Origin of the sequence: Mycobacterium sp. SMC-8 (assembly GCF_025263565.1) — a bacterium.
In the GTDB taxonomy this organism is placed as follows: Bacteria; Actinomycetota; Actinomycetes; order Mycobacteriales; family Mycobacteriaceae; genus Mycobacterium.
This window is the reverse complement of record NZ_CP079865.1, coordinates 1091975-1111469: the sequence shown is the minus strand read 5'-3', so window position 1 is coordinate 1111469 and position 19495 is coordinate 1091975. Positions and strand designations below refer to the sequence as shown.

At 67.1% G+C, this 19495-nt stretch carries 25 protein-coding genes and 1 tRNA gene; 12 read left to right on the top strand and 14 right to left on the bottom strand.

Annotated features, from left to right (window positions below; genetic code table 11):
- Positions 1 to 4: 4 nt before the first annotated feature.
- Genes KXD97_RS05510 through KXD97_RS05500 form a run of 3 tightly spaced genes read left to right on the top strand, consistent with a single transcriptional unit; the run spans position 5 to position 2081 of the window.
- Positions 5 to 673 carry an ABC transporter permease gene (locus KXD97_RS05510; protein WP_260755771.1) on the top strand — a complete coding sequence of 223 codons (669 nt, stop codon included), beginning with the start codon at positions 5 to 7 and terminating at the stop codon, positions 671 to 673.
- Positions 670 to 1464 carry an ABC transporter permease gene (locus tag KXD97_RS05505; RefSeq protein ID WP_260755770.1) on the top strand — a complete coding sequence of 265 codons (795 nt, stop codon included), beginning with the start codon at positions 670 to 672 and terminating at the stop codon, positions 1462 to 1464. The genes KXD97_RS05510 and KXD97_RS05505 overlap by 4 nt, the downstream gene beginning before the upstream one ends.
- Positions 1461 to 2081: a putative glycolipid-binding domain-containing protein gene (locus KXD97_RS05500; RefSeq protein WP_260755769.1), complete on the top strand. Its 621-nt coding sequence runs from the start codon at positions 1461 to 1463 to the stop codon at positions 2079 to 2081. Before KXD97_RS05505 ends, KXD97_RS05500 begins: the two co-directional genes overlap by 4 nt.
- Here KXD97_RS05500 and KXD97_RS05495 read toward each other — a convergent pair.
- Entirely contained in the window at positions 2044 to 2988 is a 945-nt protein-coding gene (locus KXD97_RS05495) for a prephenate dehydrogenase (protein ID WP_260757848.1), read from the bottom strand. The two genes, KXD97_RS05500 and KXD97_RS05495, sit on opposite strands and share 38 nt — an antisense overlap.
- A 120-nt stretch (positions 2989 to 3108) precedes the next feature.
- On the opposite strand from KXD97_RS05495, the gene KXD97_RS05490 reads away from it, so the two are divergent.
- From KXD97_RS05490 to KXD97_RS05480, 3 genes are all read left to right on the top strand, one after another.
- Positions 3109 to 3633 carry a tRNA adenosine deaminase-associated protein gene (locus KXD97_RS05490; RefSeq protein WP_260755767.1) on the top strand — a complete coding sequence of 175 codons (525 nt, stop codon included), beginning with the start codon at positions 3109 to 3111 and terminating at the stop codon, positions 3631 to 3633.
- Positions 3630 to 4079: a nucleoside deaminase gene (locus tag KXD97_RS05485; RefSeq protein WP_260755766.1), complete on the top strand. Its 450-nt coding sequence runs from the start codon at positions 3630 to 3632 to the stop codon at positions 4077 to 4079. Before KXD97_RS05490 ends, KXD97_RS05485 begins: the two co-directional genes overlap by 4 nt.
- Positions 4080 to 4202: 123 nt before the next feature.
- Positions 4203 to 4293 (top strand) — tRNA-Ser (locus tag KXD97_RS05480).
- 183 nt (positions 4294 to 4476) lie between these two features.
- Here KXD97_RS05480 and KXD97_RS05475 read toward each other — a convergent pair.
- From KXD97_RS05475 to KXD97_RS05460, 4 genes are all read right to left on the bottom strand, one after another.
- On the bottom strand, positions 4477 to 5586 hold the full coding sequence (locus KXD97_RS05475) for a Fic family protein (RefSeq protein ID WP_260755765.1): 1110 nt from the start codon (positions 5584 to 5586) through the stop codon (positions 4477 to 4479).
- A 201-nt stretch (positions 5587 to 5787) separates the two neighbouring features.
- Complete coding sequence (locus tag KXD97_RS05470; protein WP_260755764.1) at positions 5788 to 5976, bottom strand: hypothetical protein; 189 nt, start codon at positions 5974 to 5976, stop codon at positions 5788 to 5790.
- 186 nt (positions 5977 to 6162) lie between these two features.
- Positions 6163 to 6492, bottom strand: coding sequence for a hypothetical protein (locus tag KXD97_RS05465; RefSeq protein ID WP_260755763.1), 330 nt, complete (start codon positions 6490 to 6492; stop codon positions 6163 to 6165).
- 154 nt (positions 6493 to 6646) lie between these two features.
- Positions 6647 to 6820: a CsbD family protein gene (locus KXD97_RS05460; protein ID WP_260755762.1), complete on the bottom strand. Its 174-nt coding sequence runs from the start codon at positions 6818 to 6820 to the stop codon at positions 6647 to 6649.
- Positions 6821 to 6955: 135 nt separating this feature from the next.
- On the opposite strand from KXD97_RS05460, the gene KXD97_RS05455 reads away from it, so the two are divergent.
- Positions 6956 to 8260, top strand: a complete 1305-nt coding sequence (locus tag KXD97_RS05455; protein ID WP_260755761.1) for an acetyl-CoA hydrolase/transferase family protein — start codon at positions 6956 to 6958, stop codon at positions 8258 to 8260.
- Between the two features lie 21 nt (positions 8261 to 8281).
- On the opposite strand, the gene KXD97_RS05450 is transcribed toward KXD97_RS05455, so the two are convergent.
- From KXD97_RS05450 to KXD97_RS05440, 3 genes are all read right to left on the bottom strand, one after another.
- Positions 8282 to 8488 carry a helix-turn-helix transcriptional regulator gene (locus KXD97_RS05450; RefSeq protein WP_260755760.1) on the bottom strand — a complete coding sequence of 69 codons (207 nt, stop codon included), beginning with the start codon at positions 8486 to 8488 and terminating at the stop codon, positions 8282 to 8284.
- On the bottom strand, positions 8489 to 8941 hold the full coding sequence (locus KXD97_RS05445; protein WP_260755759.1) for a DUF2975 domain-containing protein: 453 nt from the start codon (positions 8939 to 8941) through the stop codon (positions 8489 to 8491).
- A 90-nt stretch (positions 8942 to 9031) separates the two neighbouring features.
- Positions 9032 to 10117, bottom strand: a complete 1086-nt coding sequence (locus tag KXD97_RS05440; protein ID WP_260755758.1) for a zinc-dependent dehydrogenase — start codon at positions 10115 to 10117, stop codon at positions 9032 to 9034.
- A 175-nt stretch (positions 10118 to 10292) separates the two neighbouring features.
- On the opposite strand from KXD97_RS05440, the gene KXD97_RS05435 reads away from it, so the two are divergent.
- Together KXD97_RS05435 and KXD97_RS05430 are read left to right on the top strand one after the other, a co-directional pair.
- Entirely contained in the window at positions 10293 to 12296 is a 2004-nt protein-coding gene (locus KXD97_RS05435) for a PTS mannitol transporter subunit IICBA (protein WP_260755757.1), read from the top strand.
- Between the two features lie 10 nt (positions 12297 to 12306).
- Complete coding sequence (locus KXD97_RS05430) at positions 12307 to 13065, top strand: DeoR/GlpR family DNA-binding transcription regulator (protein ID WP_260755756.1); 759 nt, start codon at positions 12307 to 12309, stop codon at positions 13063 to 13065.
- Here the strand turns inward: KXD97_RS05430 and KXD97_RS05425 are convergent.
- From KXD97_RS05425 to KXD97_RS05410, 4 genes are read right to left on the bottom strand one after another with little or no spacing between them, the layout of a single operon-like run.
- Positions 13052 to 13705 (bottom strand): SGNH/GDSL hydrolase family protein, encoded by a 654-nt coding sequence (locus KXD97_RS05425; protein ID WP_260755755.1) that lies wholly within the window; start codon positions 13703 to 13705, stop codon positions 13052 to 13054. The genes KXD97_RS05430 and KXD97_RS05425 overlap by 14 nt on opposite strands.
- A 9-nt stretch (positions 13706 to 13714) precedes the next feature.
- Entirely contained in the window at positions 13715 to 14065 is a 351-nt protein-coding gene (locus KXD97_RS05420; protein WP_260755754.1) for a hypothetical protein, read from the bottom strand.
- A gap of 30 nt (positions 14066 to 14095) precedes the next feature.
- On the bottom strand, positions 14096 to 15013 hold the full coding sequence (locus KXD97_RS05415) for a nitronate monooxygenase family protein (protein ID WP_260755753.1): 918 nt from the start codon (positions 15011 to 15013) through the stop codon (positions 14096 to 14098).
- A gap of 33 nt (positions 15014 to 15046) precedes the next feature.
- Positions 15047 to 15424, bottom strand: a complete 378-nt coding sequence (locus KXD97_RS05410) for a hypothetical protein (protein WP_260755752.1) — start codon at positions 15422 to 15424, stop codon at positions 15047 to 15049.
- A gap of 88 nt (positions 15425 to 15512) precedes the next feature.
- On the opposite strand from KXD97_RS05410, the gene KXD97_RS05405 reads away from it, so the two are divergent.
- Entirely contained in the window at positions 15513 to 15857 is a 345-nt protein-coding gene (locus KXD97_RS05405; protein WP_260755751.1) for a DUF732 domain-containing protein, read from the top strand.
- A gap of 1 nt (position 15858) precedes the next feature.
- Here KXD97_RS05405 and KXD97_RS05400 read toward each other — a convergent pair whose 3' ends face one another.
- Positions 15859 to 16317 (bottom strand): lipoprotein LpqH, encoded by a 459-nt coding sequence (locus KXD97_RS05400; protein WP_260757847.1) that lies wholly within the window; start codon positions 16315 to 16317, stop codon positions 15859 to 15861.
- Between the two features lie 73 nt (positions 16318 to 16390).
- Positions 16391 to 16855, bottom strand: a complete 465-nt coding sequence (locus KXD97_RS05395; RefSeq protein ID WP_260755750.1) for a lipoprotein LpqH — start codon at positions 16853 to 16855, stop codon at positions 16391 to 16393.
- A gap of 53 nt (positions 16856 to 16908) precedes the next feature.
- Here KXD97_RS05395 and tgt point away from each other — a divergent pair, with 53 nt between their 5' ends.
- Positions 16909 to 18114, top strand: coding sequence for a tRNA guanosine(34) transglycosylase Tgt (gene tgt, locus KXD97_RS05390; RefSeq protein ID WP_260757846.1), 1206 nt, complete (start codon positions 16909 to 16911; stop codon positions 18112 to 18114).
- Between the two features lie 117 nt (positions 18115 to 18231).
- Positions 18232 to 19494: a cytochrome P450 gene (locus KXD97_RS05385; RefSeq protein WP_260755749.1), complete on the top strand. Its 1263-nt coding sequence runs from the start codon at positions 18232 to 18234 to the stop codon at positions 19492 to 19494.
- The last annotated feature ends 1 nt before the right edge of the window (position 19495 follow it).

Here is a 19495-nt window from a genome sequence, read left to right as displayed (position 1 = left end):
GCCGATGCGGTACCTGGTCACCCACCTCGACACGCTATGGACGCTGACGGTGATCCATCTGCGGCTGTCGCTGATCCCGATCGTGCTGGGACTGCTGATCGCGGTGCCGCTCGGTGCGCTGGTGCAGCGGACGACGGTGCTGCGGCGACTGACGACGGTGACGGCCAGCATCGTCTTCACCGTCCCGTCGCTGGCCCTGTTCGTGGTGCTGCCGTTGATCATCCCGACCCGGATCCTCGACGAAGCCAACGTGATCGTCGCGCTGACGCTGTACACCGTCGCGCTGCTGGTGCGGGCGGTGCCCGAAGCGCTGGACGCGGTGTCCCCGGTGGTGCTCGACGCGGCCACCGCGGTCGGATACCGGCCGCTCACCCGGATGCTGAAAATCGAACTGCCGCTGGCGCTTCCCGTGCTCATCGCGAGCCTGCGGGTGGTGGCGGTCACCAACATCTCAATGGTCGCCGTCGGGTCGGTCATCGGCATCGGAGGCCTGGGCACCTGGTTCACCGAGGGCTACCAAGCCAACAAGAGCGATCAGATCGTGGCCGGCATCATCGCGATCTTCGTGCTGGCCATCGTGATCGACACCCTGATCATGCTGATCGGCAGGGCGCTCACCCCCTGGACCCGGGCTGACCGGGCGTCCACGGCGAAGGCGGGTGCGCCGGCATGAACTTCCTGCAGGAGGCGCTGTCGTTCATCTTCACCGCCGCCAATTGGGGCGGTCCGGCCGGGCTGAGCGCCCGGATCCTGGAGCATCTGCAGTACACCGTCATCGCGGTGTTCTTCTCGGCGTTGATCGCGGTGCCGCTCGGGATGCTGATCGGGCACACCGGTCGCGGCACCTTCCTCGTCGTCACCGGCGTGAACGCGCTGCGTGCGCTGCCCACCCTCGGCGTGCTGCTGCTCGGTGTGCTGCTGTGGGGCCTGGGTCTGGTCCCGCCGACCGTCGCGCTGATGCTGCTGGGCATCCCGCCGCTGCTGGCCGGGACCTATTCGGGCATCGCGAACGTCGACCGCACGGTCGTCGACGCCGCCCGGTCGATGGGGATGACCGAACGCAGGATCCTGCTGCGGGTGGAGACTCCGAACGCGATGCCGCTGATCCTCGGCGGGCTGCGCACCGCAACCCTGCAGATTGTGGCGACCGCCACCGTCGCGGCCTACGCCAGCCTCGGCGGGCTGGGCCGCTACCTGATCGACGGCATCAAGGTGCGCGAGTTCTACGTCGCCCTCGTGGGTGCCCTGATGGTCACCGCGCTGGCGCTGTTCCTGGACGCTCTGCTGGCGTTCGCAGTGTGGGCGTCGGTGCCCGGCACCGGCAGGCTGCAGCGGTTGGGCGCGATGCCGCAGCCTTTCCTCGGCGACGAGGTCGCATTGGAATCACGGCCGCGGCCCGGTTCATCCCCCGATTCGGAAGCCCGCCACGAACGCGCAAAGCCGTCGCCTACGGTAGAGGCATGAGTGAAGCCGATCGCTCGGACGCGACTGCCCCCAGCCGCGAGGAGCAATCCGGCCGCTGGCCGGCTGTGTTGACCTGGCGCGCGCACGATGTGCCGCGGATGGAGTCGGTGCGCGTGCAGCTCGCCGGTGACCGCATCAAGGCCCACGGCCGGATCGTGGCCGCCGCCACCTCGGAACACCCCCCGTTCAGCGCGTCCTACGACCTCGTCACCGACGAGCACGGGGCCACCAAGCGGCTGTCGCTGACCGTCACGCTGGCCGAACGGGAGCGGCAGCTCTCGATCGCGCGCGACGAGGAGAACATGTGGCTGGTGCAGGAGCGCTCCGGGCAGACCCGCAGGTCGGCCTTCGACGGTGCACTCGACGTGGACGTGATCTTCAGCCCGTTCTTCAACACCCTGCCGATCCGGCGCACCCGGGTGTACCAGGGAGAGGGATCGGTGACGGTGCCAGTGGTCTACGTGCGGGTGCCCGATCTGTCGGTGGACGTCGCGACGATCAGCTACGCAGCGGGGGCCGACGGGATCAAGCTGCACTCGCCGGTGGCCGAAACCACCGTCACCGTCGACCCCGACGGCTTCATCCTGGACTATCCCGGGTTGGCAGAGCGGATCTGACCACCCCGCCGGCGCGCCCTGCCGCGGCGAGTTCGTCGCGCCAGCCGTCGGCGCCGATGACGGTGGTGACGATCTGCGGGCGGCTGAAGCTGTCGTAACGGACCCGAGCGGCGTGGCCGGTCTCGACGAGGTCGGCCACGGTTTGATGCTGGGCCAGCTGGTTGCGGGCATCGATGAGCAACCGAAGCGCGTGGTCGAGCACCGGCATCAAGCGGGTGGAATTGGCCTCGCACATCGCCCGCACCAGGTCGGGCGAGGTCGCGGCGACCCGGGTGCCGTCCCGGAAGGAGCCGGCGGCCAGCGCGAACGCCAGCGGCACCTCACCGGCGGTGGCGGCCAGCGCCTCGGCGAGCAGGTGCGGCAGGTGTGAGATCGTCGCGGCCGCGGTGTCGTGCTCGTCGGAGCGCGCCGGCACGACGAACGCGCCGCAGTCCAGCGCCAGGTCCATCACGCTTGCCCACACCGCGGGATCGACGTGGTCGTCGACGCTGAGCACCCAGGGGGTGTCGACGAACAGTCGGGCGTCGCCCGCGGCCCATCCGGAATGGGCGGTCCCGGTCATCGGGTGCCCGCCGACGAACCGGCTGAGCAGGCCGACCTTCTCGACTTCGGCGTGCACGGCACCCTTGACGCTGGTGACGTCGGTCAACGGGCAATTCGCCGCGGTGGCACGGATGTGGCTCAGCATCAGCCCGAGCGCGGGCACCGGTACGGCGAGCACGATCAGCGCGTCGTGCGCAGCGGCGCGGGCCAGGGTCTGGTCGAGGTCGGTGCTCGCGTCGAAGCCGTCGAACCGGGCCGCCTCCGCGCCTTCGACGGAGCGGTTGTAGCCGAACACGTCGCGCCCGGCGGCTTTCGCGGCCCGCATCAGCGAGCCGCCGATCAGGCCGAGACCGATCACGCACACCGGTGGCTTCGTCACCTGCCTAGGTTGGCACATCGGTCTGGACAGTCGGTGTCAGGAGGGTGTGCAGGGCGGTGCGGACCCGCTGGTCAAGCCCCTGCCGGGGGACTACCCTCAGGCCTCATGGGAGCGCAGAGTGCACAGAAGCAGGAGCGGGTGACCGACGTTCCGGACGGCTTCGCTGTGGCCGTCGTCCGCGAGGACGGCAAATGGCGGTGCACCCCGATGCGGCCGGTAGCGTTGACCAGCCTGACCGCCGCGGAGACCGAGCTGCGTGAATTGCGAAGCGCCGGAGCGGTTTTCGGGATCCTCGACATCGACGATGAGTTCTTTGTGATCGTGCGGCCCGCGCCGTCGGGTACCCGGCTGCTGCTCTCGGACGCGACCGCGGCCCTGGACTACGACATCGCGGCGGAGGTGCTGGAGAAGCTCGACGCCGACATCGACGACGAGGAGCTCGAACGGTCGGACCCGTTCGAGGAGGGAGACCTCGGCCTGCTGTCCGACATCGGCCTGCCCGAAGCGGTGCTGGGGGTGATCCTCGACGAGAGTGACGACCTGTACGCCGACGAGCAGGTGGGCCGGATAGCGCGGGAGATGGGATTCGCCGACGAGCTGTCGGCGGTGCTGGACCGTCTGGATCGGTGACCGACGAGGACCTGATCCGCGCCGCGCTCGACGCCGCCCGGCTGGCCGGTCCTCGGGACGTGCCGATCGGCGCGGTCGTCGTCGCCGCGGACGGGACCGAGCTGTCCCGGGCCGCCAACGCCCGGGAAACCCTCGGCGATCCGACCGCACACGCGGAGATCCTGGCGCTGCGCGCCGCGGCGTCGGCGTGGGGTGACGGGTGGCGGCTGGAGGGCGCGACGATGGCCGTGACCGTCGAGCCGTGCACGATGTGCGCGGGTGCGCTGGTGATGGCCCGGGTGGCGCGGGTGGTGTTCGGTGCGTGGGAACCCAAGACCGGCGCGGTCGGTTCCTTGTGGGACGTGGTGCGTGACCGGCGGCTGACGCACCGGCCGCAGGTGCGCGGCGGGGTGCTGGAGGCCGAGTGCGCGGCGCCGCTGGAGGAGTTCTTCGCGCGGCAGCGGTGACTTCCCGGTTCCGCCGAGACCGCATCTGGCGCGGTCCGGCGGGCACATTCTGCGCAGTGGGCGCAATCTCGGCGGGGTCGGCGCGTTTTGGTCTGGGGCGTGTGCGTCGGTAAGCTGCCACACGGTGGCGTGTCCGAGCGGCCTAAGGAGCACGCCTCGAAAGCGTGTGACGGGTAACCCCCGTCCGAGGGTTCAAATCCCTCCGCCACCGCCACACCTCTCCAGCCTGCGATCCAGGTGAGAGGCTATTTTTATCGTTGCGGCGCTGTGGCGCTGGCCGCGGGGGCCCAAGCTCTCAGGCTTTGCTGACTAGGCGCCTAATGTGATTTGCGCCACAGTTTTACGCAAGATTGTGTGAAGCTTTTTGTCATGTTCTCCGGGTATCGAAAGTTTCTTTTCATCCGGGATCGGCCTCGGTCAGCGGCTCTTGCCGAACGAGCAGTCGGAGGAACTCTCTATTGATGTACAGCCGATCGCGGCCGATCTTGACACTCTCGAGCAATCCATGCTCGGCAAGGGAGTTCAGCCATGACGTCGCCGTGGGCCGGGACACGCCGCAGCGGTTCATCACGGTGGTGATCCGACAGTACGGCTGTTCGAAAAGCACCGATTGGAACTCTGCGTCTCCACCACCCCTGGATGCCGCTCTTGCACGCTGGCAGAAGTCGTCTTGGAGCCGGCGGATCGCATTAACTTTGCGCAAGGTGTACCGGGAGGTGACCTCTATGCCCGTGAGTATGTAAATGACCCACTCTTCCCAGGCCTGGTCAGCTGTCACCGCCAGCAGTAGGCGGTAATAGTCATTCTTCGTATCGATGATGTAGCGGGACAGGTAAAGGACTGGAAGGCGGAGCAGACCAGCTTCGACGAGCATCAACACGTTTACGATCCGGCCGGTTCGGCCGTTGCCGTCAGTGAACGGGTGAATTGCTTCGAACTGATAGTGCGCAACGGCCATCCTGATTAAAGGATCCAGCCCGTCCTGTTCATGGATGTAGCACTCCCAGTCGGTCAATTTTTTCTCGATCACATCGCGCCCTTCGGGCGGGCTGTAGATGACCTCGCCGCTGCCCGGCCGCGCGATTCGAGTCCCGGGGAGGGCGCGCACCTTCATCTCCCGGCCCTTGATGATGCTGCAAACCGCTGCCGCAGTAGTGGTGGTGAGGCCTCGCTCCAAGGTGTGTTCGAAACCAGCCCGAAGAGCTGTGCGATATCGGAGCGTCTCTCTCGTGGCCGGATCAGCATGTGTTTCATCGTCAAGGTGACGAAATAGGTCATCTGTCGTAGTCACGATGTTCTCGATCTCCGAGCTGGCCTGGGCCTCCAAGATCGGGATGGAGTTGATCAGCACTGTCGGGTTCGGGATGGAGACGACTGCCTGATCAAGATGAGCGAGGGCTGTATTGGCACCGATGGCAGCCTTCAAGACCGCGCGTGTCTCAAGAGTGTCGACGCCGGGGGGGCGGGGGAGGTCGTTGAACGGCTTGTCCGGTTTCCAGGCGCTCACCGCTTCACGATCCCAGAATCGAACATACATGTAAAGAAAACGTTCAAATTTTTACATGTCCCGGACTTATGTGAACCGGCTTTGCATGTGGATTCTGATAGCGAATCGCTCAGATTTGTGACGGAAACCAGCCAACGGCATCGCCCACCCTCGATAGGAACGCGATGACGGCGCTGGCGATAGCAGCACCGTCCGCGGCAGTCATGCGTTGGTCGACGGAGAGACTCCTGGCAGCTTGCCCGGCGCGGCCTTAACGACGAGCGCATAAGCCAATGCCAGGTCATCGAGCTGGCTGGCAGAAGCTGTCGCCGCCTTCGCCTCAATCGTCTGCAGCAACGCCCTCGCTGTCTCCTCACGCAGCTGCTTGATGTCGACTGCCTGCGAATCCATCATTTGTCCTGTTCTCCTGACTGGCTATGCCCGGGTGGTGCTGGCCTCAGCGTGGCCACACTTTGGCCTCAGTTTGGGTTCAAATCCCTCCGCCACCGCCACACCTCTCCTGCGTACGCGGGTAGAGGCTGTCAAACATCCGCTGCTGCGTCCGAATTTTCGGGTACGCGGTCTCGGCAGGGAGACTTACCCTTCGCCGCCGAGTTCGGTCTGGTCCCGCTCGTTCTCGGCGGTGTCCTGGGCCATCGCCGACTCGTCGAGCCACTTCTGAACATCGCCGCCGAGGCGGTCCGCCGACAGTTCGGCGAAGTCGAGAGCCTGCACCGCCATCGCGGCCAACACCTTCATGGCCCGTCCGCTGTGGTGGATCTCCGCCATCAGCGCGCTGAGCGCTTCATTGTCTTCGGCGTGCAACCTCGACAGGTAGTTGCGGGCATCCGCGAACTCGCGGTCAAGGTGCGCCAACTTCCTTCGGAACTCGTCGGGTGAAGGCAGGTCGGCGGGTGTGTGCCTCATCGGATTCTTCTCTCGGTGCCGGGCTCAGGCCCCAGCCACCATTAGAACGCGCGTCGCGCGTCAGGAGTTGGCTTTGAACCACGGTGAATTCACCACGCCGTGAGCAGTCAGCCCTGCCATCCGCACTGATGACAGGGCCGACTGCTCATGCGAGTCAGTTCTTGAACGCGTCTTTGACCTTCTCGCCGGCGTCCTTGAGGCTGGACTTGGCCTGGTCGAGCTTGCCCTCGTTCTCGGTGTCCTTGTCGCCGGTCAGCTTGCCGACGCCCTCCTTGGCCTTCCCGCCGAGGTCTTCGATCTTGTTGCTTGCCTTGTCGTCGGCACCCATGTGCATCCCTTTCCGCCGTACATCAAGGCTCGGATCCGAGCCATGCGGGCGGGGTACCTTCGCGCCGCGAGTTCGAAACCCTCGGGACGGGACGTGTCACCCGTCGCGGTGTGTCCCGCATGGCAGGGTGTCGGCATGCCCGAGGAACTGACCGCCGAAGAGGCCGCCGCCCGGCTCACGCCCGCCGACACCCTCGGTCTGCCGCTGGGACCGGGCCAGCCTCCGGCGTTCCTGCGCGCGCTCGGCGCCCGCACGGACTGGAGGGATCTGCGGGTCTACGGTGCGCTGCTGGCCGTCGGAACCGACCTGTTCGGCCGGGCCGGTGTGCACTATCTGTCCGGTTTCTACGGCCCGCTGGAACGGGTGCTGCGGGATTCCGGCGCTGACATCGACTTCACCCCGGCCGACTTCCGCCGGTTCGGGCAGCTGATGGAACGGCAGTCGCCGCGCGTGATGACCACAGTCGCCGCACCGCCGGACACCGACGGCTGGTGCTCGCTGTCGCTGCACGCCGGCGGAACCGAGACCGAGCTGCGCCGCGCCGGCGCCGACCCGGACCGACTGCTCGTCGTCGAGGTTTCGCAGGCCTACCCCCAGACGTTCGGCCACGGCGAGCATCGGCACGCACTGCACGTCGACGACATCGACATCCTGGTGCGGTCGACCGAGGCGCCGCTGGCGTTGCCGAGTCCGCCGCCCACCGACACCGACACCGCAATCGCTCGTCACGCTGTCACCTTCATCCCGCCCGGTGCCACGTTGCAGACCGGGATCGGTTCCATCCCAAGCCAAATCGCGGCGCTACTGGCCCAGGGCGAGGGCGGAGACTACGGCCTGCACAGCGAGATGTTCACCGACGGCTGCATGCAGTTGCACCTGGCCGGCAAGGTCACCAACACCGCCAAGGGACGATTCGACGGAGTCAGTGTGACGACGTTCGCGTTCGGTTCCGAGGAGCTCTACGCGTGGTTGGACGGCAACCCCGAGGTCGCGTTCCTTCCGGTGGAGATCGTCAACTCGCCCGAGGTGATCGGGGCCAACCATCACATGATCTCGATCAACGGGGCGCTGGCGGTCGACATCCACGGCCAGGTGGTCGCCGACACGATCGGCGGCGACCAGTTCAGCGGTATCGGCGGGGCCGAGGATTTCGTCGCCGGCGCCGGTCTGGAGCTGACCGACCGTTCGCTGATCTGCCTGCCCTCGACGTTCGACGACGGCGGCCGGCTGCAGTCCCGGATCGTGCCACAGTTCGACGCCGGCGCGATCATCACCACGCCGCGCCATCACGTCGACGTCATCGTCACCGAGTACGGCGCCGCCGAGTTGGAAGGCAAGACCGTTCAGCAGCGCGGGCACGCACTCGCGGCGATCGCACATCCGCTGTTCCGCGACGAACTGCTCGCCGCGGCCGACCGTGCCGCCCGGCGCCGGGGCTGAGACGAGCTTCCCAGGGCGACCTCAATCGGGGATCCACTCCAGCAGATCACCGGGCTGGCAGTCGAGAACTCGGCACATCGCCTCCAGCGTGCTGAAGCGGACCGCCTTCGCGCGACCGTTCTTCAGCACCGCCACGTTGGCCGGCGTGAGGCCGATCCGTGTGGCGAATTCACCGACGCTCATCTTGTGCCGGGCCAGCTGGACATCGATGCGCACGACGATGGCCATTCAGATGACCGCGTCCATGTCGGTGCGCAGAGCAGTCGCCTGTCGAAGCAACGCCCGCATCACCACCAGCAGCAGGCCGACTACCGCGCCACCGGTCAGTAACAGGAGCATCAACAGCGGCAGCCCGGGATCGTCGGCCTGGAACCCGATGTAGACAAACAGCGCCAGAAACACCGTCCACCCGACCGCGATCGCGCCGAGGATGGCGTTCACCCAGATCATCGACACCGGCCGGAAGATCTGGTCTCTGCTGACCAGCGTGAGCAACTTCCACGTGCAGACCAGAACGACCTGCGCACAGAGCACGAGGAACACCGACACCGCCGTGAGCGGCCACCGCAGGTACGCCCGGTCCGGCGACTCCGCTGCCATATGTGCGAATTGCCCTGGCAGCGACATCGTCTGCAGCAACAGCAAGATCGCGAACAGCGCGAGCAGGAAGATTCGCAGCAAGGGAACTACTCGACGGACGGCGGGCATACAGCGAATATCGCGAGAAAACTATCGAAAGTCAATAGGCGTGGCAGGCGCGGCCATACCCATCTAGACCGGCGCGGCCACCTCGGCCGGTGCGGGCTCGACGGTCACCTTGATCGCCTCACCGTTTTTGACGATCTGGAACGCGTCGAGAACGTCGTCCAGGGGGATGTGCCGGGTGATGAGGTCCTTCACCGGCACCTGACCGGTCGAGATGTACTCCAGTGCCCGCTTGTTGTGCTCGGGTGCCGAACCGTTCGCGCCGTGGATGTGAAGTTGGCGGTAGTGCACGACGTTCGAGTCGCAGGTGATGGTCGGGTCGGTCTTGGGCAGCCCCCCGAAGAACGAGATGCGGCCGTTACGCGCTGCCATCGAAATCGCTTGCTCCTGAGCGATATTGGCGGCCGTGGCGGTGATCACGACGTCGGCGCCGCGTCCGCCGGTGAGCTCCATGACCTTCTCGACGACGTCGACCTCGGCGGCGTTGATCACACCGTCGGGGTTCACGGCGTCGGCCGACATCTTCAGCCGTGCGTCGTTGACGTCGACGAGATAGATCGGCCCGCACTTGTGCACGCCGCGTGCGATGCGGATGTGCATGCAGCCGATCGGGCCCGCACCGAACACCACGACGGTGTCGCCCTCCTCGATGCCGAGCAGCTCCTGGGCGTTGATCGCGCACGCGAACGGCTCGGCCGCCGACGCCTCGTCGAAGCCGACGTTGTCCGGAATCCGGTTCAGCCCATCGACTTTGAGTACCTGCCGGGGCACGATCATGTATTCGGCGAAGCCGCCGTCGTACTGGTAGCCCATCGAGGTCTGGTTCTGGCACACCGCCATCCAGCCTTTACGGCACTCGTGGCACTCTCCGCACGGCACCGCGGCGATCACCTGCACGCGGTCGCCGGCCTGCCAATTGCTGCCGTACGTCGCGTTCACGTTGGCGCCGACCTCGACGATCTCGCCGGCAATCTCGTGCCCGATGGTCCGCGGCGGCGTCAGGTTCTGGTGGCCGTTGTAGAAGATCTTCACGTCGGTGCCGCAGGTGGAGCAGTTGCGCACGCGCAGCTTCACCTCGTCGGGTCCGCAGACCGGCTCCGGGACATCCTCGAGCCGGACGTCCTCGGGGGCGTAGAAGCGCAGAGCCTTCATGGTGCAGTCCTCTCGACGGGTGTGCTCTCCAGCACTCTATCCGCCATCCGGGCATAAAACCACCAAAATCACTGACCGATTTTGACTGAATGCTTGCATTAATGCCCGTTTATGCGGTGTACTGGGGTTATGTGACCGGCATCACCCGGCCGCCATCTGCCAATCGGAGGATTTGATGTCACACGCAACAATCGAGGACACGGCCCCGCGGACCGGCGTGCGGGTGCACGTGCAGAAGTTGGGCACCGCGCTGTCGAACATGGTCATGCCCAATATCGCGGCGTTCATCGCGTGGGGTCTGATCACCGCGCTTTTCATCGAGCAGGGCTGGCTGCAGGGCATCTTCGACGAGTTGAAGAACCCGGACGGCTGGGTCGCCAAGATCGGCGGGTGGGGCGCCTACGACGGCGCCGGAATCGTCGGCCCGATGATCACCTACCTGCTGCCGATCCTGATCGGCTACACCGGTGGTCGGATGATCCACGGCAACCGCGGCGCCGTGGTCGGGGCGATCGCCACGATCGGCGTGGTCACCGGCGCCGACGTCCCGATGTTCCTCGGCGCGATGATCATGGGCCCGCTCGGCGGCTGGTGCATGAAGAAGCTCGACGCGCTGTGGGAGGGCAAGATCCGCCCCGGATTCGAGATGCTGATCGACAACTTCTCCGCCGGCATCCTTGGGATGATCCTGGCCATAGTCGGCTTTTTCGGTATCGGGCCGATCGTGTCGGCTTTCACCCGCGCCGCGGGCAATGCCGTCGACTTCCTGGTCGACAACGATCTGCTGCCGCTGACGTCCATCCTGATCGAACCGGCCAAGGTGCTGTTCCTCAACAACGCGATCAATCACGGCGTGCTGACGCCGCTGGGCACCACGCAGGCACTCGAAACCGGCAAGTCGATCCTGTTCCTGCTGGAGGCCAACCCCGGCCCCGGGCTCGGACTTCTGTTGGCCTACATGGCGTTCGGCCGTGGAATCGCCCGCGCGTCGGCCCCGGGTGCGGCGATCATCCAGTTCTTCGGCGGGATCCACGAGATCTACTTCCCGTACGTGCTGATGAAGCCGAAGCTGATCATCGCCACCATCCTCGGCGGCATGACGGGTGTGTTCATCAACGTGCTCTTCGGCTCGGGCCTGCGGGCCCCCGCCGCGCCCGGGTCCATCATCGCGGTCTACGCCCAAACCGCCAGCGGCAGCTTCCTCGGCGTCACGCTGTCGGTGTTCGGTGCGGCGGCGGTATCCTTCGCGGTCGCGGCGCTGCTGCTCAAGACCGACCGGGCCACCGACGAGCCGGACCTCGCCGCGGCCACCGCCGAGATGGAGTCGATGAAGGGCAAGAAGTCGAGCGTGGCCGGCGCTCTGGTGGGCCCCGGCGGCGGCCCGACCGGACCCATCCGGCGCATCGTGTTCGCCTGCGACGCCGGCATGGGTTCGTCGGCGATGGGAGCGTCGGTGCTGCGCAAGAAGATTCAGCAGGCCGGCTTCAGTGACGTCAAGGTCACCAACGCCGCGATCTCGAACCTGACCGACGACTACGACCTGGTGGTCTCCCACCGCGACCTGACCGCACGCGCCCGCCAGCGCACCGGGTCCGCCGTCCACGTCTCGGTCGAGGACTTCATGGGCAGTCCGCGTTACGACGAGATCGTCGAACAGCTCAAGCAAACCAACGACGACGGCGGCCCGGCGCCCGCCCCCGCGGCTGGGGTCGCCGAGGCCGAGGCGGCCGACGCGGAAGGCGCTGGCGAGGACGTTCTGCCGTTGTCGTCGATCGTGCTGAACGGTTCGGCGACGACGGCCGTCGAGGCGATCAACGAAGCCGGTGAGCTGCTGGTCGCTGCGGGCGCGGTGGAACGGGCCTACATCGACGCGATGCACGAGCGCGAATCCTCGGTGTCCACCTTCATGGGCAACGGGCTGGCCATCCCGCACGGCACCAACGAGGCCAAGGACACCATCCGGCGTACAGGGCTGTCGTTCGTGCGGTACTCCGAGCCGATCGACTGGAACGGCAAGCCCGCGGAGTTCGTCGTCGGGATCGCCGGAGCCGGTAAGGACCACATGGCGCTGTTGACCAAGATCGCGCAGGTGTTCCTCAAACCCGACGAGGTCGCCCGGCTGCGGCAGGCCACCACAGTCGAGGAGGTCAAGGCCATCGTGTTGGCCGCCGACAAGTAGTGTGACGCAGGTGGATTCCGAGACCCGCCAGAGCCGGATCGTCGAATTCGCCCGCACCCGTGGGAGGGTCGACGTCGCCTCGCTCGCCGACGAACTGGACGTCGCGAGCGAGACGATCCGCCGCGATCTGAAGGTTCTGGCGGGCCGCCGCCTGCTCAAGCGGGTGCACGGCGGGGCGGTGCCGTTGGAGACGGCCGCGTTCGAATCCGGTGTCGAGTACCGCAGCCAGGTCGACCTGGCCCAGAAGCACCGGATCGCGGCGGCGGCGACCGAACTGCTGCACGGTGCCGAAACCGTGTATCTCGACGAGGGTTTCACGCCGCGGCTGATCGCCGAACGGCTGGCCGAACAAGAGCTGACCGTGGTGACGTCATCGCTGCTGGCCGCCGAGGCGCTCGCACACAGCCGCAGCGTCACGGTGTTGCTGCTCGGCGGCCGGATGCGGGGGCGGACGCTGGCCACCGTCGATCACTGGGCGGTCGACATGCTCGGCAGTCTGGTCATCGATGTGGCTTACCTTGGCACCAACGGTATTTCGCCGGAACACGGGCTGACCACCCCTGACCCGGCGGTCGCCGCGGTGAAGGGGACCGCGGTGCAGGTGTCCCGCCGACCCGTCCTGGTCGCGGCGCACTCGAAGTTCGGCGAGAGCAGCTTCTGCCGATTCGCCCGGATCGGCGATTTCGAGGCGATCGTGACCGGCCGGGAACTCGGAGCCGACGAGGCGCGCCGCTACGAAGCCCTCGGCCCCGTCGTCATACGAGCCTGACGACCTGCTCGTGCAGCGCCTCACCGAGCGTCAGATTGTTCTGCTCGGTGAAATGGACGCCGTCTTCCCCGTCGGTCGAGATCACCGAACCGGCATCGAAGAACGGCACTTTCACGAATGACGCCATCGCGCGGTACACCTTGGCCAGCTGGGCGGATTTCTCCTGGCTGCCCTCGAAGATCAGCTGAAACCACGGGTGCGGGGTCAGCGCCAGCGCTGGTGGCGCCACCACCAGCACCTTGGGCGCCGGATAGCCGGTGCCGACCCCGCCGGCGCTGGTGAGAACCTGGGTCACCAGCACCGACATACCCAGGGCGATGTCGAGTGGAGTGCGGTGGAAATACGCCTTGGTGTCGTTGGTGCCCAGCATCAAAATCACCAGGTCCAACGGGAGATGACCGGCCAGGCAGGACGGCAGGTACTTCGCACCGTTGAGGCGTGGGTCGGTCGGATCGTCTGCGTTGGTGGTGCGCGCCGACAGACCCTCTTCGATCACCTCGACGCCGGCGCCCAACCGGTCGGCCAGCACCCCGGTCCAGCGCGTGTCCCGCGGGTACCGTTCGGTGGGCATTCCGTCGGCAACGGGCACCCACCCCCAGGTCAGCGAATCGCCATAGCAGAGGATTCTTTTCGGGGTCATGACACCACGTCAGTCCTCGATGATGCGATCGGCCTCCTCGTCGCCGGGCACCCGCCGTCTCTCGTCGTCGTCGACGACGGTGAAGAACGAGTCCCCGTCTTCGGGGGTTCCGTCGATCTGGCCGGCGGTGCGCCGGGCCGGCCGGTCCTGCGCCGAGGTCGCCGTCGTACCTTCGGGCCACACGTCGGGAACCTCGGCGGCCAGTTTCTCGTCGAGGGTTTCGTCGACCTCGGCCTCGATCCACCGGTCGGGCGGATCGACGACGATGTCACCGTCGTCGTTGCGCACCTCGTCGGAGTCCAGCGATTCGCTCGGGCTCAGCGTGTCGTCGGGTCCGGGTTCGTCGTAATCGCCATCCATACCGACGAGTGTGCCCGGTCTCGAGCCCCCTCAACCGAGTCTCGCGCGGGCCCCGTCCAGCACCCATTCGATGTCGGCCCAGGTGCGCCGCACGATCTCGGCCGCCGGCGCCAGCCCGGTGATCCGCGACGACACCTGCCCGGTGTTGGCGACGCTGGCCTCCAGGTCGCCGCCGAAATACAGGTCGGTGATGCGGCCGAGAAGCCGTGCGTCGGCCGGGTGCTCGTCGATGCGGGCGGCCAGACCGGTGCGCAGCACCCGCATCGTCGGATTGCCGGGAACGTCGAGCAGCACCGTCCCGGAGTCGTCGGCCGCGACGATCGCGTCCTTGAAGTTGGTGTGCACCGCGGCCTCGACGCTGGCCAGCATGCGGGTGCCCATCTGCACCCCCTCGGCGCCGAGTACCACCGCGGCCGCGCCGGAGCGTGCGTCGCACACACCGCCGGCGCAGATCAGCGGCAGCTGCACCCGTTCGGAGATCAGCGGCAGCAGCACCATCGTCGACGCCCCCAGCGCCGACTTGAAGCCGCCGCCCTCGACACCTTCGACGACCAGAGCGTCGACCCTCGCCTCGGCGGCCTTGAGCGCGCCTTTGAGCGATCCGACCACGTGCACCACGGTCATCCCGGCGTCGTGCAGGCGGTCGGTGAACAGGGCCGGGTCACCGGCGGAGGTGAACACGTGCCGCACCCCGGCGGCGACGAGCACCTCGACGATGGACGGATCCCGCTTCCAGCCCTGGATCATCAGGTTCGCGGCGACCGGGCGGTCGGTGAGGTCCCGGACGCGCCGCAGGTCTTCGCGACCCTCAGGGGTGAGCGTCTCGATCATCCCCAGACCGCCGCCCTCGGACACCGCGGCCGCCAGCTCCGCGCGGGCGATGTAGGTCATCGGGGCCTGCACGACGGGGAACTCGACGCCGAGCAGCTTCTGTATGCGATTGGTCACGACGCCGATCCTGCTGCTGGTCCCAGGTACCCGTCAGCCGTAGAACATCGTCCAGTAGTCGGCCGTCCAGGCACCGCCGTCGCACCTGAGGGGTACGCCGTCGGGACTCTGCGCCACCCCGGTGGCGTCCCCGCACACCGAACGCAGGGTGCGCACGCCGACCAGCGGCGGGGAGGACACCCACAGGCTCTTCGAGTTGCAGGCCAACGTGTTGCCCGACGCGTCGACTCCGAAGTTGTAGCGCGTCTTCTGCATACAGCGCTCACCGAGTCGCGCGTCGGGATCCACGAACGGGACACAGCCGGCGCCGTCGCAGGTGCTCGGCGTCGCCGAAGCGGTTCCGGCGACCGACAACGTCAACGGTGCGGCGAGAACACCACCGGCGATTGCCACCGCGGCCAACAGCTTCATGGCTACACCCTAAAAGGGGTGCGTGCGCCGCGGGCGGGCTTTGCCGGCATTGCCACCGCCGCAGGTGAAGACGCGTAAGCTCATGCCCATGAAATCGCTGGTCGGGGTGCTGTCGGCGGGTCTGCTGTCATCCGCCGCGCTGCTCTCGGCGCCGGCCGCCGGCGCCGACGTCGTCGCCTATCTGGTCAATGTGCACGTCCGGCCGGGCTACAACTTCCCCAACGCCGAGGCAGCGATCGGGTACGGGCAGACCATCTGTGACCGCGTCGCGGCCAAGATGGGCTACGCCGAACTCGTGAACCAGGTGAAAGCCGACTTCCACACCACGGACTACTACCAAGCGGGTTACCTGATCAACCAGGCCGTCAACGAGCTCTGCCCCGCACAGATCTGGCAGTTGCGGCAGTCGGCCGCCGGCTACACCGGGGTCTGACCTACGGGCAGGTCACCTCGATCTCGAACGGCTTGTTCACCGGCTGCATCGGGTTGGCCATGTCCACACCGGTGGCCGTGCCGGAGATCTTGTAGGTGTTGCCGTCCTTCTCCGCCTTGGCCTCGCCCTGGCCGGCGCCGCTCTGGTAGCCGAGGGTGACGCCGTTGACGTTGCCCAGACCGACCGAGACCACCGCGGGTTCGTCGCCGGTGCTGACCACCGCGCCGATGCCCGTGGTCGCATCCCCGATCGCGATGTTGGTGTTGCCGCCCATGTCCGAGCACACGACCGTGCCCTGGACTTCCTGGTCGGTGCCGTCGATGGTGACGGTGCTCTTGCCTTCGGCGGCCGCCGCCTGCGATGTCTCGCCCGAGGTCTCCGACTTGTCCGATCCGCAGCCCGACACACCGGCCATGACGATCGCTGCGCCGCCCACGGCAACGAGGATTTCGCGCTTCAACACGGTTCTCCTTTGTGTCATGTGATTCGCCGAGCGGCGGATCATCACGAGCAGTATGAACACAAAAGTCAACTCAACAAGCGATCTTTATCCGAAAGTTTCCTGAAGCACGGAAGCTGGGATTGCTGGTCTCGAAGCCCTCGGCGGTGCCCGAGATCTCATAGGTGCGCCCGGTCATGCCGACCGACGCCTCGCCGCCCAGGCCCTGGTTGTAGCTGCCGGTGAAGCCGCCGAGGTCGCGGATCCCGACCTCGCGGACCACCAGTTCGTCCTTGCTGGAGATCATCGCCGAGATGCCGGGAGCCTCCGGGTCGTCCGGGTCGCCGGTGTTCATGAGCAGCAGCGTCCCGGCCGGGTCACACTGCACGGCGTCGGTGGTTCCGGCGTCCTGGCCGTTGATCGTCACCTGTGCCGTGCCGGCGACCAGCGTCCCGGGTTCCGGCTGGTATTCGGGCGGTGACGACGAGCAGCCTGCCAGCGCCGGCACGGCCAGAAAGGTCACGCCGACGGCGGCGCCGAGACACCTGCGTGTGGGCACAGTGCAGAATCTACGGCGTGAGCGGCCCCTTTTCCCCCGATCCCTTCTTTTCGGTGAACGCGGAACTCCCCGGCCGGCTCGGCCGCACCGGCACCATCCGAACCCCCCACGGTGACATCCAGACGCCGGCGTTCATCGCGGTCGGCACCCAGGCCACCGTCAAGGCCGTCCTGCCGGAAACAATGAAAGATCTTGGTGCTCAGGCCGTCCTGGCCAATGCCTATCATCTGTACCTGCAGCCGGGCCCCGATGTGGTCGACGAGGCCGGCGGACTCGGCGCGTTCATGAACTGGCCGGGGCCGACGTTCACCGACAGTGGCGGCTTCCAGGTGATGTCGCTGGGGGTGGGCTTCAAGAAGGTGCTCGCGATGGACACCGAGCGGCTGCAGGCCGACGACATCATCGCCGAGGGCAAGGAGCGGCTGGCGCACGTCGACGACGACGGTGTGACGTTCCGCTCGCATCTGAACGGGTCGACACATCGATTCACCCCGGAGGTGTCGATCGGCATCCAGCATCAGCTCGGCGCCGACATCATCTTCGCGTTCGACGAACTGACCACACTGGTCAACACCCGGGAGTACCAGGAGCGCTCGGTGCAACGCACCCACGAGTGGGCGGTGCGCTGCCTGGCCGAACACCGCCGGCTCTCGCAGGTGCGTGCGCACAAGCCGGCCCAGGCGCTGTTCGGTGTGGTGCAGGGCGCGCAGTACGAGGACCTGCGGCGCCAGGCCGCGCGCGGGCTGGCGCAGATCGTCGATGAGGACAGCCGGGGCTTTGACGGATACGGCATCGGGGGAGCGCTGGAGAAGCAGAACCTCGCGACGATCGTGGGATGGGTCAGCAGCGAACTGCCCGCCGACAAACCGCGCCACCTCCTCGGGATCAGCGAGCCCGATGACCTGTTCGCGGCGGTGGAGGCCGGCGCCGACACGTTCGACTGTGTGTCCCCGTCACGGGTGGCCCGCAACGCCGCGGTCTACTCGGCCGAGGGCCGCTTCAACATCACGGGTTCCCGGTACCGGCGCGACTTCACTCCGATCGACGCCGACTGCGACTGCTACACCTGCGCGCACTACACCCGCGCATACCTGCACCACCTGTTCAAGGCCAAGGAGATCCTGTCCGCGACGCTGTGCACGATCCACAACGAACGGTTCATCATCCGGCTGGTCGACCAGATTCGGGCCTCGATCCCCGAGGGCCGGTTCGACGATCTGCGTGAACACGTCCTCGGCCGCTACTACGCGAAGACCTGACGCACGTGGGCCTCACGAACGTGGGCCCTGTGCACGCAAATCCGCCGATCCGCGTACATAGGGCCCACGCTCGCGCAGCCTGACCTGCATCCTTTTGAACGTGTGCACAATAAGTGCATGACGACCGCCGCGGAGCCGCAGTCGCTGCTGCTGCAGATGCTCGCACCGGACCGCCGCGCCGACCCGTATCCCGTCTATGACCAGATCCGCGCGCACGGCCCGATACAGCTGCCGGACAACAACCTCACGGTGTTCTCGTCCTACGCCGACTGTGACGAGGTGTTGCGTCACCCGGATTCGGCGAGCGACCGGCTGAAGTCCACCGTCGCGCAGCGCGCCATCGCCGACGGCGCCGAGGCGCGGCCGTTCGGCCCGCCCGGGTTCCTGTTCCTCGACCCGCCCGACCACACCCGACTGCGCCGGCTGGTGAGCAAGGCGTTCGTGCCGAAGGTGGTCAGGGCACTCGAACCCGAAATCGTGGCCCTCGTCGACGGGTTGCTCGGCGACGCGGACCCGACCTCGGCCCCGTTCGACGCGATTGCCGGTCTGGCCTACCCGCTTCCGGTTGCAGTGATCTGCCGGCTGCTCGGCGTCCCGCTGGAGGACGAGCCGGAGTTCAGCGCGGCCTCGGCGCTGCTCGCGCAGTCGCTGGATCCGTTCATCACGGTGACCGGCGCGGCCGGTGACGGCTTCGAGGAACGCATGCGGGCGGGCCGCTGGCTGCGGGATTACCTGCGCCAGCTCATTTCCCGGCGGCGCCGTGACCCGGGCGAGGACCTGATGTCGGGGTTGATCCACGTCGAGGAGTCCGGAGATCAGCTGACCGAGGACGAGATCGTCGCCACCTGCAACCTGCTGCTGGTGGCCGGACACGAGACGACGGTCAACCTGATCGCCAACGCGATCCTGGCGCTGCTGCGTACCGACGGGCAGTGGGCGGGGTTGGCCGCCGATCCGGGACGCGCCGGTGCCGTCATCGAGGAGACGCTGCGCTACGACCCGCCGGTGCAGCTGGTGGGCCGGATCGCCGGAGACGACATGACGATTCGGGGCGAGCGAAGCGACGAGGGAAATATTGCAGGGGATGTCACGATCCCCAAGGGCGACAACATGTTGCTGTTGACCGCGGCCGCGCACCGCGACCCGGACTTCGTCGAGCGGCCCGACGAGTTCGATCCCGACCGGCCGGTGATCCGCCATCTCGGATTCGGCAAGGGCCCGCATTTCTGCATCGGCGCGCCGCTGGCCCGGTTGGAAGCCACCGTCGCCTTGACTGCGCTGACGTCGCGCTTCCCGGACTCGGCGCTGGCCGAGGAACCGGTCTACAAGCCGAACGTCACACTGCGGGGCATGTCCGCACTTTCGATCGCGTTGGCGTAGA